Annotated in this window: 20 protein-coding genes; 12 read left to right on the forward strand and 8 right to left on the reverse strand. The window is 67.6% G+C overall.

Annotated features, from left to right (window positions below; genetic code table 11):
- Positions 1-11: 11 nt before the first annotated feature.
- From JW792_RS06725 to JW792_RS06735, 3 genes are all read right to left on the reverse strand, one after another.
- Positions 12-326 carry a hypothetical protein gene (locus JW792_RS06725; RefSeq protein WP_135996461.1) on the reverse strand — a complete coding sequence of 105 codons (315 nt, stop codon included), beginning with the start codon at positions 324-326 and terminating at the stop codon, positions 12-14.
- A 672-nt stretch (positions 327-998) separates the two neighbouring features.
- A complete protein-coding gene (locus JW792_RS06730; protein WP_206340925.1) occupies positions 999-1,493 on the reverse strand; it encodes a VWA domain-containing protein in 495 nt (164 codons plus the stop codon).
- An 82-nt stretch (positions 1,494-1,575) separates the two neighbouring features.
- Positions 1,576-2,319: a competence/damage-inducible protein A gene (locus tag JW792_RS06735; RefSeq protein ID WP_135996459.1), complete on the reverse strand. Its 744-nt coding sequence runs from the start codon at positions 2,317-2,319 to the stop codon at positions 1,576-1,578.
- A gap of 23 nt (positions 2,320-2,342) precedes the next feature.
- Here JW792_RS06735 and JW792_RS06740 point away from each other — a divergent pair, with 23 nt between their 5' ends.
- Positions 2,343-2,891, forward strand: coding sequence for an acyl-CoA thioesterase (locus JW792_RS06740; RefSeq protein ID WP_241095087.1), 549 nt, complete (start codon positions 2,343-2,345; stop codon positions 2,889-2,891).
- A 167-nt stretch (positions 2,892-3,058) separates the two neighbouring features.
- The gene (gene map / locus JW792_RS06745; protein WP_241095088.1) at positions 3,059-3,880 is read left to right on the forward strand and encodes a type I methionyl aminopeptidase; all 822 of its coding nucleotides are present in this window, start codon (positions 3,059-3,061) and stop codon (positions 3,878-3,880) included.
- Here the strand turns inward: map and JW792_RS06750 are convergent.
- The 3 genes from JW792_RS06750 to JW792_RS06760 are packed head-to-tail and all read right to left on the reverse strand — an operon-like array spanning position 3,856 to position 5,418.
- Positions 3,856-4,269: a hypothetical protein gene (locus JW792_RS06750; protein ID WP_135996458.1), complete on the reverse strand. Its 414-nt coding sequence runs from the start codon at positions 4,267-4,269 to the stop codon at positions 3,856-3,858. The two genes, map and JW792_RS06750, sit on opposite strands and share 25 nt — an antisense overlap.
- Positions 4,266-4,436, reverse strand: coding sequence for a hypothetical protein (locus JW792_RS06755; RefSeq protein WP_158291627.1), 171 nt, complete (start codon positions 4,434-4,436; stop codon positions 4,266-4,268). Before JW792_RS06755 ends, JW792_RS06750 begins: the two co-directional genes overlap by 4 nt.
- A gap of 19 nt (positions 4,437-4,455) precedes the next feature.
- Positions 4,456-5,418: a hypothetical protein gene (locus JW792_RS06760; RefSeq protein ID WP_135996457.1), complete on the reverse strand. Its 963-nt coding sequence runs from the start codon at positions 5,416-5,418 to the stop codon at positions 4,456-4,458.
- 117 nt (positions 5,419-5,535) lie between these two features.
- On the opposite strand from JW792_RS06760, the gene radC reads away from it, so the two are divergent.
- From radC to JW792_RS06775, 3 genes are all read left to right on the forward strand, one after another.
- Positions 5,536-6,228 (forward strand): RadC family protein, encoded by a 693-nt coding sequence (radC, locus tag JW792_RS06765; protein ID WP_206340926.1) that lies wholly within the window; start codon positions 5,536-5,538, stop codon positions 6,226-6,228.
- A 37-nt stretch (positions 6,229-6,265) separates the two neighbouring features.
- Complete coding sequence (locus tag JW792_RS06770) at positions 6,266-6,922, forward strand: helix-turn-helix transcriptional regulator (RefSeq protein WP_135996455.1); 657 nt, start codon at positions 6,266-6,268, stop codon at positions 6,920-6,922.
- An 86-nt stretch (positions 6,923-7,008) separates the two neighbouring features.
- On the forward strand, positions 7,009-8,130 hold the full coding sequence (locus tag JW792_RS06775; protein WP_135996454.1) for a serine hydrolase domain-containing protein: 1,122 nt from the start codon (positions 7,009-7,011) through the stop codon (positions 8,128-8,130).
- A gap of 34 nt (positions 8,131-8,164) precedes the next feature.
- On the opposite strand, the gene JW792_RS06780 is transcribed toward JW792_RS06775, so the two are convergent.
- Entirely contained in the window at positions 8,165-8,551 is a 387-nt protein-coding gene (locus JW792_RS06780; RefSeq protein WP_135996453.1) for a VOC family protein, read from the reverse strand.
- Between the two features lie 68 nt (positions 8,552-8,619).
- Here JW792_RS06780 and JW792_RS06785 point away from each other — a divergent pair, with 68 nt between their 5' ends.
- From JW792_RS06785 to JW792_RS06815, 7 genes are all read left to right on the forward strand, one after another.
- Positions 8,620-9,864 carry a threonine synthase gene (locus JW792_RS06785; protein ID WP_135996452.1) on the forward strand — a complete coding sequence of 415 codons (1,245 nt, stop codon included), beginning with the start codon at positions 8,620-8,622 and terminating at the stop codon, positions 9,862-9,864.
- A gap of 86 nt (positions 9,865-9,950) precedes the next feature.
- Positions 9,951-11,282: a spinster family MFS transporter gene (locus tag JW792_RS06790; protein ID WP_135996451.1), complete on the forward strand. Its 1,332-nt coding sequence runs from the start codon at positions 9,951-9,953 to the stop codon at positions 11,280-11,282.
- Between the two features lie 65 nt (positions 11,283-11,347).
- Positions 11,348-11,881: a RidA family protein gene (locus JW792_RS06795; protein WP_135996450.1), complete on the forward strand. Its 534-nt coding sequence runs from the start codon at positions 11,348-11,350 to the stop codon at positions 11,879-11,881.
- A complete protein-coding gene (gene purB / locus JW792_RS06800) occupies positions 11,878-13,182 on the forward strand; it encodes an adenylosuccinate lyase (RefSeq protein ID WP_135996449.1) in 1,305 nt (434 codons plus the stop codon). The genes JW792_RS06795 and purB overlap by 4 nt, the downstream gene beginning before the upstream one ends.
- Before the next feature lie 58 nt (positions 13,183-13,240).
- The gene (locus tag JW792_RS06805) at positions 13,241-13,720 is read left to right on the forward strand and encodes an MgtC/SapB family protein (RefSeq protein ID WP_135996448.1); all 480 of its coding nucleotides are present in this window, start codon (positions 13,241-13,243) and stop codon (positions 13,718-13,720) included.
- Between the two features lie 102 nt (positions 13,721-13,822).
- A complete protein-coding gene (locus tag JW792_RS06810; protein ID WP_135996447.1) occupies positions 13,823-15,577 on the forward strand; it encodes a L,D-transpeptidase family protein in 1,755 nt (584 codons plus the stop codon).
- Positions 15,574-16,626 carry a D-Ala-D-Ala carboxypeptidase family metallohydrolase gene (locus JW792_RS06815; RefSeq protein WP_135996446.1) on the forward strand — a complete coding sequence of 351 codons (1,053 nt, stop codon included), beginning with the start codon at positions 15,574-15,576 and terminating at the stop codon, positions 16,624-16,626. The genes JW792_RS06810 and JW792_RS06815 overlap by 4 nt, the downstream gene beginning before the upstream one ends.
- On the opposite strand, the gene JW792_RS06820 is transcribed toward JW792_RS06815, so the two are convergent.
- Entirely contained in the window at positions 16,623-17,084 is a 462-nt protein-coding gene (locus JW792_RS06820) for a thiol-disulfide oxidoreductase DCC family protein (protein WP_135996445.1), read from the reverse strand. The two genes, JW792_RS06815 and JW792_RS06820, sit on opposite strands and share 4 nt — an antisense overlap.
- Positions 17,085-17,087 lie beyond the last annotated feature (3 nt).

The raw sequence follows: 17,087 nt of genomic DNA on the forward strand, positions 1-17,087 counted from the left end.
GCTACCGAACCCTATGCCGACATCCGAACGGCGCTCGCCCATGCCTCTATGGGCCTTCTAGAGGGCAGCGGCTGTCGATCCTTGCTCCCCACCAGCAGCTCACTTCTGGACGGGACATCTCGCTCGATCCGGTCGAGCGCCTCAGGCGTGGGCAGGATGCCTCGGCGGCGCAGGTCCCGCAGCAGGCTCTCGCGGCCCTCCCGGATGAAGCTCACCAGTATCCAGCTCGCCTTGCGCCCCGTCCGGGGCTTCGCGACGATGAACTGGAGCGGGTCCTTCAACAGCGCGAAGGTGTCGTTGATGTTGAACAGGAACTCAGTCTGCATGGGTACTCCCTCTTGAACGCGAAAAGCCCGCCTCGGCGAGGACCGGGCGGGCTCGGGTTGATGACGTGGACGAGAAGGCTCTCAGAGCATGGGCTGGGCCGTAGAGCGGGGCTCGGGTGGGACGCCCTAGGCAGGTCACGAACGGCGCTGGCCCATAACCTCCTGGGCCGGGAAGAGACCGGACTGGAGCGCACCTGCCCCTCCCCCTACAGGGCCGACCCCACCCCATGGGGGAATTGAGACGGGGCGGCCTAGAGAATGCCTCTTCGGATGACTGCGGTGAAAAATCCGGGATGCTCGCTGAGGCGCAGCGACAATGCTCCGCCCTCCCCCTCCGACATACCCTCCCTAGGATGATCCTTAGGATGAGAGGTTATTGGTGGGGGTGGTTCTCGAAGAGGGTTCTCTAAGAACCATCTCTAGGATCATCCCTTAGTCCAAGGGTGCGCCCTAATTGGCCGACGCATCCTCCAACGGCCTATCCCCCTCCCCCGTGGGCTCGTCAATCTCGTCCGAGAGAGCGTGGCGGGGGAAGTGGTTCCAGGACTAATTGATCTTGAATGATGACTGCACTCTGACCGCACCAGCACGGAATGAGAACGCCCGCCCCGAACAATGCCGGAACGGGCGTTTTTACAGTGTGCAGACGGCGCTAGGTTTCATGCGGCTCGATCAATCGCCAAATGGCAAACGATCTGAAAAACCCAATGATTTCAACGCGCCGACATAATTGATGATCTCCTCGGGCCGGATCGCGTCGCGCGGCGGCAGAACGCCGTCCCGCAGATAGCGCCGCGCGACGGCATAGCTCGCCGTGTCGACATCGATGGAGAAGGTGGAGACCGGCTCCTCCTGCGTCACCACGACGGGGTTGGCGTCGACGTCCTCGTAGCGCTCGCGGTCGATATCGCCGGGCATGGGCTGGGGCATGATCATCGGCTCGGCCGCCATGCGCGCGCCGGTCGCGACGAGGCTGTAGGCCTCGAGGGCCGACGGGGGCGGCGGCGGCGTCGGCGCGTGAGGCACCGGTTCGGCGGCCTCGCGCTCGCGCGCGAGGTCCGCGCGGCCATCGCCCTCGTCCTGTACCGTCCGTGCGCAGGCGGTCATCACGAGCAGCACGCCCATCGAGGCGGCGCACAGCCAGTACGTCTTCGAAGTGGTCACCATGATCTGTCCCTTGGCTCTCGCGTCCCTTGCGAGGGCCACGCTGCGCGGGGCTTGCGGCGTCACCATGCCGGAAATGGGGCGATCAGGGGGCGAGCGTCTCCAGCTCGCGCCCGACGCGTTCCAGCGCCGCCTCGTCGGTGCCGCGCGCGACGAGAACGATGCCGCGGCGGAAACCGCCCTGCTCGTCTTCCTCGAACCAGGGATAGGAACCGATGGAGGTCCGGGGGTGGGCCTGCTGGATTTCGGACAGGCGTGCGGCGATGTCGCCCTCGCGCACGCCCTCGAGCCGGACCGAGATGCTGCGGGTCACCGCCCCGCCCTCGATGCGGGGGGCGATGTCCTCCAGCATGCCGCGCACGATCTGGGGCACGCCGGCGAGCACGAAGACGTTCTCGATCTGGAAGCCCGGCGCGCCGGTGACGGGGTTCTCGATGAGGCGCGCGCCCTCGGGGATGCGCGCCATCTTCAGGCGCGCCGGCGTCAGCTCGGTCTTCGCCTTCGCGTACCACGCCTCGAGGATCGCGCGCGCGTCGGCCCGGATGGAGATCCCGCGCCCGAAGGCCTTCGCGACCGCGTCCGCGGTGATGTCGTCATGGGTCGGCCCGATCCCGCCGGTGGTGAAGACATAGCTGCAGCGTGCGCGCAGCGCGTCGACCGCCTCGACGATGGCGTCCTCCTCGTCGGCCACGATGCGCACCTCGCGCACGGTGACGCCGAGCGGGGCGAGGAATTGCGCGATCTGCTGGACGTTCGCGTCGCGGGTGCGCCCGGACAGGATCTCGTCGCCGATCACGACGATGCCGGCGGTGACCTGGTCTTGTCCCATGGCGGGCTCCTCGCATATGGCTGTTGGGCTGGAGATATGCCCGCGCCACGCGCCGAAGGCAAAGCCCGACGGGAGAATTCACCCTGCCCCTCGCCCAAGACGATCCCGGCTGGGACCTGCCCCGCCCCTTCATCCGGACCCTCACGGTGAGCGCCGGCGATATCGACGCGTTCGGCCACGCCAACAACGCGGCCTATCTGCGCTGGGCCGACGAGACGGCCTGGGCGCACTGGGCCGCGGACGGCTACAGCGTGCAGGACTGCCTCGACGCCGACCGCGGCATGGCGATCGTGCGCACCGAGGCGGACTATCTCGGCCACGGGCGCGAGGCGGACGAGATCGCCTGCGCGGTGTGGATCGCGCGTTCGGACGGGCGCCTGCGGGCCGAGCGCTGGTACCAGTTCCGCCGCATCGCGGACGGGGCGACCATCTTCCGCGCGCAGACCCGGCTCGTCTGCTTCCAGCTCTCCACCGGCAGGCCGGCGCGCATGACGGGCGTCTTCGCGGCCCATTACGCCCGGCCCGCGCCCGATCTCGCCGCGGCGGCGGAGGCGTTTGCCGGGCCCGCGTGAGAGCGCCGGCTCGCGGGCGCGGTCCGCAGGCGGACCCGGCCGGAAGCGGCACAGGAGATGCCGCTCCCCCGCGAGCGCGCCGGCCGGGCTGAAACCGGTTCGCGCCGGCGCCGTTTCATTCCCGGCCGGACGCGGCTATATGGGGGTCAGAAGAAGGAGAGCGAGCGGTGAGCGACGCCAATCTCGAGACCGAAACCGTCAGCCGCGACGGACGCATCAAGCGCCACGGGCCGGAAGGCTTCGAGGGGATGCGCAAGGCGGGATTCATCGCGGCCTCCGCGCTCGACGATCTCGTCGGCTTCGTGCAGCCGGGCGTGACCACCCAGGAGATCGACGACCGGGTGCGCAACTTCTTCCTCGCCCAGGGCGCGGTGCCGGCGACGCTCTTCTATCGCGGTTACACCAAGAGCTCGTGCACCTCGATCAATCACGTCGTGTGCCACGGCATCCCGAACGACAAGCCGCTGAAGGAAGGCGACATCGTCAATATCGACGTCACCTGCATCAAGGACGGATGGCACGGCGATACCAGCCGCATGTTCCCGGTCGGGGAAATCCGGCGCAAGGCCGAGCGCCTGATCGAGGTGACCTACGAGGCCCTGATGCGCGGCATCGCCCAGGTGAAACCGGGCAACACGTTCGGCGATATCGGCGCGGCGATCCAGGAATACGCGGAAGCCCAGCGCACCGGGGTGGTGCGCGATTTCTGCGGCCACGGCATCGGACGGCTGTTCCACGACGCGCCCAACGTGCTGCACTTCGGCGAGCGCGGCACCGGCGAGCGCCTGGAGCCGGGCATGTTCTTCACCATCGAACCGATGCTCAATGCCGGAAAGCCCACCGTGAAGGTGCTCGCCGACGGCTGGACCGCCGTGACCCGCGACAAGTCGCTCTCGGCCCAGTTCGAGCACACGGTGGGCGTGACCGAGGACGGGGTGGAGATCTTCACCAAGTCGCCCAAGGGCTATGACTGCCCGCCCTGGGCCTGAGCGCCCCTGTCGAATCGGGCAAGTTCGACATCGAGTTCGCCGAGCAGTTTCTCAAGCTGGAGCCGCGCGCCGAAGCGTCCCATGCGCTCGCCGGCCAGGCCGCCCACGAGAAATCCCGCCAGAGCGGCGATGAACGCTCCGCCCCACAGCCGTATCCCCTCGACCCCCATGCCGGACAGTCCGGCGAGAACCGCTCCTCCGCCGACGAGGAATGCAAGCAAGGCCAGGGCACGCGCCGTGGTGCAACCGCAGGCGAAATAGGCGGCATTCAAGCGGCCCTCGAATCGGAGCAGCTCGGGGTGCGCGAGGCGGATGGCGTCGAAGCTGGACGGCGATGCCGCCTTGAGCCGCACCAGATCGCCGCGCGTCTCGATCGTGAGTACCGTCACAAAATCCGCCAAACGACGTAGGCGACCAGTGCGACCACCGCGGCGAGTCCGGCTGTCAGGGAAAAGCTGAACCACGGTCCGGGCGAACCGCAGACCTCGTCCTTGCCGTGGTCGTGATGGTGCGGGTGTTCAGGGGTATGCGGCTCGGCTTCAGGTTTGCGCGCCATGAGGGTTGTCTCCCGGAATCTAGAGATAGGTGCAGTGGCGGCTCGATCGCACCACGGAAATCTGCCAGTTCGTCAGCGTTGGGCCGCCGCTCGGTCCGGACGAGAACATCAGGTTCGTCGCACCGCCATTATGTCCAAGAAGACAGGCATGGCCGATCTCGTGCGCGATCGTGTCCTGGCCCGATGTCGGCTCGATGACGATATAGTCCTGCGTGCCCGCCATCGAGCAGCCAACGGTGTTGGAAGGCGAATTGGGCAGGACGTCTGGAATGACGAAAGCGAATATCTCCCCGCCATAACCCAGGACGCGCCGCCAATTGCTCTTGAAGCGGCACATGTTGATCGCGAGCTGGAAATAGGAGCCAGCAAGCCAGAGATCGTTGAAGAATCCGCCTGCGCCGCATTGAACATTGAGTGCGGCCCGCGGTGCCGGCACACGCGATGTGCAATAGCCGGTGAAACGAAGGTCGATATTGCACAGCGTATCGTAGGCCCGGATCGCGTAGTCCACCTGCGGCTGAATCTGCGCCGGCGTCGCGACCGGCGTTCCGTTCACTACCGGAATGATCACGCCGAAGTACATCTTCTTGCGCGGCCGGAGTCCGGCAAGACTCGCGACGAAGTCGAGAACGCCCACGATCCGCCAGACGATCTCGATCAGCCAGTTCCAGATCGCCCGGATGATGCCGCCAATGATCGGAATGGCCAAGACGAGATTGATGATCCAGCCCGCGACATCGAGTACGAAATTGACCGTTTCGCAAACGACGCGAACCACCCATTTCCCGACGGTCACCGTGACCCATCGCACAACCTTGACCAGAATGGTCACGAACCAGCAGATCAGCTTGTTCAGGCAGAGCATCCACCACTTGCACTTCTCCTCGCGGCAGCGCTGCTCCTGACGTTCCTCCCACTCTTCAATCGGCTTTTCGACTTCCTCCTCGATCCACTCGTGGATCTCTCGACAACTCCGACCCATAAATGCCTCCCCGAAAACTATCTATAGTTTTATAGCAAATTATTACAGCTTGAATGTGTTTGCAAACTTTCGCGTAAGTATAGAAAGTATCGTATCTTTCAGACGAATGAGACACGTGTGACCGCCCCCGGACCGGACGAACCCCATTTCCACGGACACCGCGACCGCCTTCGTGCGCGCTTCGCCGAGGCGGGCGGCAGCGCGCTCGCCGATTACGAGCTGCTGGAGCTTTTCCTGTTCCGCTCGATCCCGCGGCGCGACGTGAAGCCGCTCGCCAAGGCGCTGATCGCGCGTTTCGGCGATCTCGGGCGGGTGGTGAACGCCGACCCGGCCCAGCTCACAGAGGTGGAGGGCATCTCCGAGAAGGTCGCGCTCGACCTCAAACTCCTGCACGCCGCCTCGGTCCGCATCGCGCGCGAGCAGGTCACCGGCCGGCCGGTCATCGCCTCCTGGTCGGCGCTCCTGGACTATTGCCGCACGGCGCTGCAGCACGCCTCCACCGAGGAATTCCGGGTGCTGTTCCTGGACAAGAAGAACCGGCTCATCGCCGACGAATTCCAGGCCCGCGGCACGGTCGATCACGCCCCGGTCTATCCGCGCGAGATCGTCAAGCGGGCCCTGGCTCTCGACGCCTCGGCACTGATCCTGGTGCACAACCACCCCAGCGGCGATCCGACCCCGTCGAGCGCCGACATCGAGATGACCAAGCGCCTGAAGGAGGCCGCCAAGCCCTTCGACATCGTCATCCACGACCATCTCGTCGTCGGACGCGACAAGACGGCGAGCTTCAAGGCGCTGGGGTTGTTGTAGTGTGACGGAAGCGGTTGGGGAACCGAGGCCCGGCAGGATGCTCCAGCAAATTTTACATCGGCACGCTGATGCCCGGCTGATCGTCTTTCTGCGTGGTGAATACCGTGAGCGCTCCTTCCGGGAGTCCGGCCGTTTCAGGGCGGGCGACTTTCTGATACGTCCGGCATATTACGCTCACGACGGGATCGGCGATGACACCGTCCATTATGTGGCTCTGCCACTCTCCCGCAACGCGGTCAGCGCCCATCTGGCAAGGCACGGATGGAAGGCTCGACGAGGACAAGTGAGCGAAGCTTTGCTTCGGGCGGTGCGCAACGGAGATTGCAGCGGCGACGAGCTGATCAAGGAGCGGCCGACCCTGTCCTTGGCCGAGGATGAGGATGAAAGTGCGCTCTCGCGAATTGCGAGCGCGCTATGGCAAACCAATCCGGGGACCTTAAGAGCCCTCGCCCGGTCAGAGCGTCTGCTACCCTGGACCCTGACGCGGGCGTTCAAGCGGAATTATGGTGTCGCGCCGTCCCAATACCGCAAGGAAGCGATGGCACAGCATGCGCTCAGCCTGATAGCTGAGACGGACATGAATATTGCGGCGATCGCCGCAATTTCGGGGTTTGCCGATCAAAGCCATCTCTGCCGGACGCTTCGCGCGATCACGGGCGCCACGCCGACCTCGCTTCGGCGCTCGCTCACATGACCGGGTGCAAGAACGTTCAAGCTGGACACAGGCAAGGAGGCTAAACCTAACAAGAGAGAGGACCCTAACTCCACGGAGCCGACAAGGTGCGCATCATCGGGGCGATAGCCTGCCTCTGCCTCACCGCAGCCTGCGCCGAAAGTGAGCCGGCGCGCTCATCCACTGCACCTTCGTCGCGCGTTTGCCCAACGCTCACGGTATCGCTCGACGCAGACCTACGGGCGCACATAGATCCGATCCTGGAGGCGAAGGCGGAAGAGGGCTTTGCCGGTCAGGTGGCCGTGCTGGACGGCGACCAGATCATCTATCTTGGCGCTGCTGGCCATGCTGATCTCGCCAGCGAGATTCCGGTCACCCACGAAACCCATTTTCAGGTTTCCTCGATCACGAAATATCTGACGGCCGTCTTGATTCTCAAAGCTTCGGAAGAGGGCCTTATCGACTTGGGCGATCCCGCCGGCACATCGATCGGCGACGTCGAGGCCATCCCGCAGACCTATGCGCAGATTCTGGCCCACACGGCGGGATATGCGAGCAGCTATATTGCGGAGAATTACGACGACAACGCGTTGGCCTTGAGCGGTATACTCGATGCGAACCCCGAAGCCGCGTCGCGCGCTGGAGAATTTCGCTACTCCAACGATGGTTACGACCTGCTCGGCATTCTGGTCGAGCGGATATACCGGACCTCCTATGAGGGAGCGGCGCAACTCGAAGTGCTCGATCCGGCCTGCGTGGACGCAGGGTTCTGGGGGCAGGTTGATCACTCCGATCCGACCGCATTCGCACGAGCCCTAATCGAGCCGCCCCCGGCATTGCTCCGGCGAAACTATGGCATGCTTGGCGCTTCAGGGCTCCTCATAAGCGCTCAGGGCCTGCTTCAGCTTCAGCATGCCATCGAGTCGGAGGCGGTGTTGGGTGCCACGCACGGTGAACTCATCGAGCCGCGGGCGGAACTGAGCATAGGGCGAGCCACCTATGGCGGTTTTCTTGTCGAACGTCCCGGTCTCGGCCGAGCACTCTCGCTGAGAGGATATATGGATTGGGGAGATAACGCCTATCTGATGGATTATCTCGAATGCGATCTGACGCTTGCGATCGTGACCAGTCGCGGCCCCCGCGAAGACAGCGGTAAAAGCCCCTTCCGCGATCAACTCCTTGAGCCCATTGAAGCCGAACTCGCGCCGTTTTGCGAAAGCCCGGCATGAAGTGAGGAAATCCGGCTGATCGCGTGAAGCCGGCCTACCCCTCCACCGGCTCCCACAGCTCGATCTTCAGCCCGTTCGGGTCCATCACCCAGGCGAAGCGGCCCTGGGCGTAGCGCACGGGCTCGCCGGCGAGCGGGACGCCGGCCTTCTCGATGCGCGCGATCATGGCGTCGAGATCGTCGACGATGAAGTTCAGCATGAAGGCCTTGGAGGAGGGCGAGAAATACCGGTTGTCCCCGCGCAGGGGCGCGACCACGGTGCGCGCGCCCGCACCGTGCTCCATCACGCTCTCGCGGTGGGGAAAATCGAGGCTTCCCGATCCGTTCAGCTCGATGCCGAGCACGACCTTGTACCAGGCGAGCGTCTCCTGAGGGTCGCAGCACCGGAAGTACACGCCGCCGACACCGAGCACTTTCGCCATGAGCCGCCTCCTGCTTAATAGCGGCACAATCGCAATCGCGGCCCGCGCGTTCCCGACAGGAGGCACCGATGTCCAGCCCGAAGACCTACGTCACCCATCTGGAATGCTCGATGACGGGCGAGCGTGCCGAGGCGGACCGCGTGCACAATCTCTCGCCGGCCGGCTGGCCGCTGCTGGTGCGCTACGATCTCGAAAGGATGAAGGGCGAGGTGGACCGGGACGCGGTCGCCGCGCGCCGCGCGATCACCCAGCCCGGCTTCTGGCGCTGGCGCGAGCTGCTGCCGGTCCGGCGCGACGAGGACGTGGTGAGCCTGGGCGAGATGGATACCCCGCTGGTGCTTCTTCCCGAAAGCGCGAAGGCGATCGGGCTGAAGGGGCCGCTCCTGTCGAAGGAGGAGGGCCGGCTTCCCACCGGCAGCTTCAAGGCGCGCGGGCTCGGCATGGCGGTGGCGATGGCCAAGGGCTTCGGCATCACCAAGATGGCGATGCCCACGAACGGGAACGCAGGCGCGGCACTGTCGGCCTATGGCGCGAGGGCGGGCATGGAGACCTGGAGCTTCTGCCCGGAGGACACGCCGGACGTGAATGTGCGCGAGATCGCGGCCCAGGGCGGTCATGTCTTCCGCGTCAACGGTCTCATCCACCATTGCGGCAAGCTGGTGGGCGAGCTGAAGGAGAAGGCGGGCTGGTTCGACGTCTCCACGCTGAAGGAGCCCTACCGGATCGAGGGCAAGAAGACGATGGGCATCGAGCTGGCCTACCAGCTGGACTGGGAGCTGCCCGACGCGATCTTCTACCCCACCGGCGGGGGCACCGGCCTCATCGGCATGTGGAAGGCCTTCGACGAGATGGAGAAGCTCGGCTGGATCGGGGCGAAGCGCCCGAAGATGGTCGCCGTGCAGGCAGCGGGGTGCGCCCCCATCGTCAAGGCCTACGAGGCGGGCAACACGCATGCCGAGGAATGGATGGACGCCCGCACCCTCGCCGCCGGCATCCGGGTCCCCAAGGCCATCGGCGACTTCCTGATCCTGAATGCGGTGCGCGAATCGGGCGGCTTCGCGATCGCGGTGGAGGATGGCGACATCGAGCGCGCGCGGACGCTGGCGGGCACGAAGGACGGCCTGCTGCTGTGTCCGGAGGGCGCGGCGACGCTCGCAGCCGCCGAGAAGGCGGTCGCCGACGGCCGGCTCGAGCGCGACGCGCGCGTGGTGCTGTTCAACTGCGGCACGGGGCTGAAATATCCCCTGCCCGACCGCTCGAAGCGCCTCGACCGGCACGCCCCGCTCGATCTCGCTTCCATCCTCACGAGTTAGATTTTCAGCTGCAGGGCGCTGGCCCGCGCCGCCGAAGCGCGTCAGGCTTCGTGGCTGGCTGACACCCCTGGACGACGAGCCCTGCGATGACCGAATCCGGCGCCGCCCCGGCGGCTGGCCCGAAACGCGCCGTGTCCTGGTACGTGCTCGGCGTGCTGCTGCTGGTCTATTCGGTCAACTTCATGGACCGCCAGCTCTTCGCGGTGCTGCAGGAGCGTATCCGGCTGGATATCGGCCTCGCCGACTGGCAGCTCGGCCTGCTCGGCGGGACGATGTTCGCGGCCTTCTACGCCGTGCTCGGCCTGCCCTTCGCCTGGTATGCCGACCGGGCGAACCGGGTGCGCCTGATCGCGGCGGCCTGTGCGGTGTGGAGCGGGTTCACCGCGCTGACCGGCCTCGCCCAGAGCTTCCTCCACCTCGCGCTGGCGCGGATCGGCGTCGCGGCCGGGGAAGCCGGCGGTGTCGCGCCCTCCTACTCGGTCATCTCCGACTTCTTCGGCCAGCACCGGCGCGGCTTCGCGATCGGCGTGTTCTCGCTCGGCGCCCCGCTCGGGCTGATGGCCGGCACGCTGCTCGGGGCGACGATCGCGGACGCGACCTCCTGGCGCTGGGCCTTCGCGGTGCTCGGGCTTCCCGGCCTCGCGCTCGCGGCCCTGCTGGTGCTGACCGTTCGCGAGCCCGCGCGCGGCCGGCTCGACGAGGCGGCAGCCCCGGTTCCCGGTGCCGAAGCCGGGCTCGTCGCGGCCCTGCGCCATCTCGCGGCGACGCCGAGCCTGCGCTTCTTCGCCGCGGCGGCCGCCTGCACCTCGTTCGCCGGCTACGGACTGTATCAGTGGATTCCCACCTTCCTGCAGCGCAGTCAGGCGATGGCGCTGGAAGATGTCGGCGTGGCGCTGGCGCCGGTCTTCCTGTTCGGCATGGCCGGTTCGGTCGCCGGCGGCTGGCTCGCCGACCGGCTCGCACCGAAGCTGCGCGGCGCCTACGGCTTCGTGCCGGGCATCGCCCAGCTCGCCGCCGCGCCGCTCTTCTTCGCCGCGCTCTGGGTCCCCGGCGCCGGGGCGACGATCGCCCTGCTCGTCCTTCCGACCGCGCTGAGCTATGTCTGGCTCGGCCCGACGCTCGCGGCGGCGCAGAATCTCTCGCGCCCGGAGATCCGCGCCTCGGTCGCCGCGCTGATCGCCTTCTTCAACAATCTCATCGGCTTCGGGCTCGGTCCGCTCGTGATCGGGGCGCTGTCGAGCTGGCTCACCCCGGCCCTCGGTGCCGGTGAGGCGCTGCGGATGGCGCTGATCTGGGGCACCGCTTTCTACGTGCTCGGCGCGGTGCTTTTCCTCGCCGCGGGACGGGCCGACCGGCGCGATCGCGACGGGCCGCGCGGCGCCGATCCGCGCAGGCTCGTGCGGACCGGCCAGCCTTGACCTCGACGAGCGGATGGGGCGTTGTGCCGGCTTGAAAGCCACCCCTCGTGCGTCGAGAATCGCCCATGTCCCTCACGCGTCATCTCGCGACCGCCGCCTTCGGCGCCCTGGCGCTGGCCGCCTGCGGTGCGCCCGACGTCACGCCCGGCGGGAGCGTCCCGGAAGACGCCGGCTACGCCGCGCCGCCCGAGGTGCGCCGCGACGGCCTCGGCGCCTTCCGCCCGGCCGCACGGGCCGGAGGGCTCGTCTTCCTGTCCGCCGTCACCGCACCGCCCGGCGAGGACGGCACCATCCCCGGCGACGTGGAGAGCCAGACCGGGGCTGCGCTCAGGGTGCTCGAAGAGGTGTTGATCGACGAGGGGCTCGGCTATTCCGACCTCGTCTCCGTTCGCGTGCTCGTCGTGGCCGGCGAGGACGGGCTCGACACGGAGGGCTTCACCCGCGCCTGGCAGCGCACGTTCGGCACGCGGCTCCAGCCGCACGCGCCGGCGCGCAGCGTTGCCGGCATCTCCGCCCTGCCCCGCGAGGGCGCGCTGGTCGCCATCGAGGCGGTCGCCGCGCACCCCGCGCCCGAAACCGAAGAGACCGAAGGCCGATGATCCCGCGCTATACCCGCCCCCAGATGGAAGCCATCTGGAGCCCTCAGAACAAGTACCGGATCTGGTTTCTGATCGAGGCCCACGCCACCGACAAGCTCGCCGAGCTCGGCGTGGTGCCGCAAAGCGCGGCCGAGGCGGTCTGGAAAGCCAAGGACGTCGAGTTCGACGTCGCGCGCATCGACGAGATCGAGCGCGAGGTGAAGCACGACGTCATCGCCTTCCTGACCCATCTCGCCGAGCATGTCGGGGACGAGGCGCGCTTCGTCCACCAGGGCCTGACGAGTTCGGACGTGCTGGACACCTGCCTCGCGGTGCAGATGCGCGACGCCGCCGACCTGCTGCTGGAGGGGCTCGACCGCCTGCTCGCGGCGCTGAAGGCCCGCGCGCTGGAGCACAAGACGACGGTGTGCATCGGGCGCAGCCACGGCATCCATGCCGAGCCCACCACCTTCGGCATCAAGCTCGCCCGCTTCTACGCCGAGTTCGCACGGGCCCGCACGCGCCTGCTCGCCGCGAAGGAGGAGATCGCGACCTGCGCCATCTCCGGTGCGGTCGGCACCTTCGCCAATATCGATCCGCGCGTGGAGGAGCACGTCGCGCAGAAGCTGGGCCTGAAGCCGGAGCCGGTCTCCAGCCAGGTCATCCCGCGCGACCGCCACGCGAACTATTTCGCCGTGCTCGGCCTGATCGCGAGCTCGATCGAGAACCTCGCCGTGGAAATCCGCCATCTCCAGCGCAGCGAAGTGCGCGAGGCGGAGGAGTATTTCTCCAAGGGGCAGAAGGGCTCCTCGGCCATGCCCCACAAGAGGAACCCGATCCTGACCGAGAACCTCACCGGCCTTGCGCGCCTGGTGCGCTCGGCGGTCATTCCGGCCATGGAGAACGTCGCCCTCTGGCACGAGCGCGACATCTCCCATTCCAGCGTCGAGCGCGGCATCGGGCCGGACGCGACGGTCCACCTCGATTTCGCCCTGCACCGCGCGGCCGGGGTGATCGAGAAGCTGGTGGTGCGCGAGGAGGCCATGAAGGCCAATCTCGACGCGCAGGGCGGCCTGCACAATTCCCAACGCGTCCTGCTCGCCCTGACGCAAAAAGGAGTCAGCCGGGAAGACGCCTACCGGCTGGTGCAGCGCAACGCGCTCGCCACCTGGGACGAAGGCGGCCATCTGAAAGACCGGCTGAAGGCCGACGGCGACGTCACCGCGCGCCTGTCGGACGGCGAGATCGAGGCCCTGTTCGACGAGCGCTATCACATGAAGCACGTCGACACGATCTTCCAGCGCGTGTTCGGCACGGCCTGACCGGCGCGGCGGGAACGGGCACGGCGTGCGGGCGGTTATCCTCCCACGGAGGGTATGCATGCTCGAGACGCTGTTTCAGCCCGGCCCCACCGACTCCTATGTCGCGGGCGCGTTCCGACTGGTCCTCGCCGCCCTCGCCGGCGCGGCGATCGGCTTCGAGCGCGAGGATCCCAAGCGCCATGCGGGGTTGCGCACCGACATGCTGGTCGGCCTCGCCTCCTGCCTGGTGACCATGGGCGCGCTGCACATCGCCGCCTTCATCGACCTGGCCGGAGAGAATGCGCGCGCGGATCCGATCCGTGTCGTGGAAGCGGTCACCGCCGGGGTCGCCTTCATCGCCGCCGGCTCGATCATCCGGTCGGGGACCGACATTCACGGCGTGACCACGGCGGCCGCGCTGTGGCTCGCCGGCGCGGTCGGGATCTCGATCGGGGCGGGCTATTTCGCCCTGCCCCTCACCGCCGTCGCGATCGCGCTCTTCATCCTCACCGTCCTGAAGAAGGTCGAGGAGAAGATGCTCGACAAGCACGACGAATAGACCGGCCCTCGCTGCATCCCGGCTGCAGCCGATCGGGAACGTCCCTGCGCCCAGCTTATTGAATCCGTACAATTTCGAAGCTGTGCGCGAGGCGTCCTGGCAATGCCGCCCACCTTTCCGTCCCACCTGCTCGCCCTGTCCGGCGCGGCCCTCCTTCTGGCCGCCGCAGCCCGGGGCGAGCCCCCGATCGAACGGCTCGAACCCCGGGTCCAGGGCGAGGAACGGGGCGAGCCCGGCCTGATCGCGCCAGGCAGCACCGCCCATGTCATCCAGGAGGCGATCCTCGCCGGTGCGCTTCAGAACCGCCTGTCCGGCGTCAGCGACGGCACGCGCGTCGCGGCGCGCCGCGCCTATGCGCTGCGCGTGTTCGACCCGATCTGGACGCGCGAGGGCGCCCGGCGCCTGCTCTCCGCGTTCGACGACGCCGAGGCGGTCGGGCTCTCGATCGCTCCCGGCCTGCGACAGGCGGTTTCCGATCAGGTACAGCACATCGGCGCGCAGCAGGCCCGGCGCGCGGGCGAGGCCGACCTCGTGCTCACCGCGGCCTTCCTGGCCTATGCCGATGCGCGCATCAACGGCGCCACCGAACCGGAAAACGTCGCCGACCCGCTCGCGGACAAGACCAGCCCGGAACGCCTCGGGCTGTGGCTCGCCCGGGCAGGCGAAGGCCGGCTCGACCATTCCGAACTCGACCCCGGCCATGCCGAGTTCGCGCGCCTGACGGAGCTGCGCGCGCACTATGCGGACCATGCCGGCGAAGGCGGCTGGACCCGGCTCGAGCCGCCGGGAACGCTCGTGGAGGCCGGCGAGCGCGAGCCCGTCATCACCGATCTTCGCACCCGCCTCGCCGAGGAAGGCTATGAGGTGCCCGCGCCGCCGATGCGCACGGTGGAGGCCGACGCCGGCGAGGAGACGCGCGAGGAACCGGACGACACGCTGTTCACCGAGGCGCTCTCCGAGGTGCTGAAGCAATTCCAGGCCGACCGGGGCCTGAAGCAGGACGGCATTCTCGGCCCGCGCACGCTGGACGCGCTCAACGCCACGCCGCAGGACCTGATCGCCCGCATCGACGCCAATCTCGAGCGCTGGCGCTGGGCGCCCGCGCGCTTTCCCGAACGCCATATCCGCGTGAACATCCCCGCCTATCGCGCGCGGGCCTACGAGAACGGCGAGATCGCGGTGGAGATGAAGGCGATCGTCGGGCTTGCCAGCCGCAAGACGCCGATCGTGTTCGAGTCCATCGAGTATCTCGTGGCCAATCCGCGCTGGTACGTGCCCGAGAGCATCCTGGAACGCGACAAGCTCGACGATATCCGCGCCAATCCCGACTATATCGAGAGTCACGACTATTTCGTGCTCGACCGCGATTCCGGCGCCAGGGTTCCGGCCGGCGATATCGACTGGAGCGCGGCGGACGTGGAGGAGGAGTACCGCCTCGTCCAGGAGTCCGGCGAGGAGAACGCGCTCGGGGAACTCAAGTTCATCTTTCCCAACCGCTATTCCATCTATCTGCACGGCACGCCGGCCCAGCACCTGTTCGCGGAGAACCTGCGCTCCTTCTCCTCGGGCTGCGTGCGCATCGAGAAGCCGCTGGAGATGAGCGACTGGATCGCCTCCCACGATCCCGAGCTGACGCCGCAGGAGGTGCGCGAGGCCGTGGCCGGTGAGGAGCTCCAGCGCCTCGAACTCGGCGAGCCGGTCGCGATCTATACCGTCTATTTCACTGCGGAGGCCGGCCCGGACGGCAATGCGCGGCTGCATCCCGACATCTATGGCTGGGACGCCGAGACCATCGCGGCCCTGGAAGCCCGGCCGGTCGCCCTCTCCGAAGAGACACGCGAAGGCGGTGCCCAATGACACATCATCCGATTCTCGCCAGCCTGGCGGTCGCCACGCTCGGCCTGGCCACCTGTGCGGACGCGCCGCGCCAGGCCGCCCCCGCGGCTCCCGACAGCGAGCCGGAGGCCCGGGCGGGCGAAGCCGATCCGGCCGGGACGAACCGATCGCAGGACGCGGGAGCCGCGCCCGATCTCGAGACGATCGCGGCCGGCTTCGGCGATGCCGTCCCCGCGGGCGAGACCTGGCTGAAGGTCGAGACCGCAGGCAAGGCCGCACCCTATGGCCTGTGGCACGAAACGGTGATGCCCGGCGAGACGCTGGAGATTTCCCACGAGGCCGACTTCGCCCTCGCGCTCGACGGTGCGGTGGTGAGCGGGCTTGCCGCCGAACACAGCTGGACCGCCCCCGCGGAGGCCGGCGCCCATGAACTGGTCGCCTTCGACACCGAAGGCCGCCGCCAGGTTCTCTCGGTCTTCGTGCTCACCCCCCTGGACGACGGCGAAACCGTGCTCGAGGGCTATCGAATCGGGACCTATCCCAGGAACACGCCCGAGGGGCTGATCCGCCTCGCCGATGCCGAGGCGTTGTCCACGCCGGTCTCGCCGAACTTTACGATCGGCCAGTTCATCTGCAAGCAGCAGCCCGGCCACTGGCCGAAATTCGTGCTCGTCACCGACCCGATGCTGGTGCGCATCGAGGCCCTGATCGGCGAGCTGCAGCAGGAAAACCGCACCGGGGCCGACAGCTTCTTCGTGATGAGCGGCTTTCGCACGCCCTTCTACAACACGGCGATCGGGTCGGCCCGGCTTTCGCGCCACATGTACGGTGACGCCGCCGACGTCTTCGTCGACGTCGACCCGGAAAACAACGTGATGGACGACATCAACGGGGACGGACGCGTCACGAGGGCCGACGCGGAATTCCTGTACGACTTCGCGAGCGAGCTGTTCACCGGCAGCGACGCGATTCCCGCCGGCGGCATCGGGGCCTACGGCGCGAACGCGGTGCACGGCCCCTTCGTCCATATCGACGGGCGCGGACGCGCGGCGCGCTGGGGACGAGGCTAGAACAGGCGCGCCTGCAGTTCCGGTTCGTCCACGCCGCACAGATCGCCGCGCCCGAACCAGCGCCTGCGATTTCTCGCGACGAGGCGATAGGCCCACTCGCGTAAAGGCCGGGGCAGCCAGCCCGCGGCGCGGGCCAGCACCGGCCAGCCGCCGCGCAGGCGCCGGCCGACCTCGATCACCGCGTCCGAACCGGTCAGCGCGCACCCGTCCACGAGCGCGAGCCAGCTGCACGGATCGTGCGGGTCGAGCCCGAAATGGGCCATCAGCGCGCGCCCGGCATCGGACTGCATCGGCGTGATGCGGAAGCTGTCGCCCGGATCGGCGCGCGCGATGGTGCGCGCGCCCCAGGAGCACAACGCGCAGTCGCCATCCACCACAAGGACCGTGCGATCGTCTGGAATGTCGGGCACGCCCGGATCATCGCGCCAGGAAAAGGGGCGATGATCGAGCCGGGCCATGAG

The sequence above is a fragment of the Marinicauda algicola genome, from assembly GCF_017161425.1.
GTDB lineage: Bacteria > Pseudomonadota > Alphaproteobacteria > Caulobacterales > Maricaulaceae > Marinicauda > Marinicauda algicola.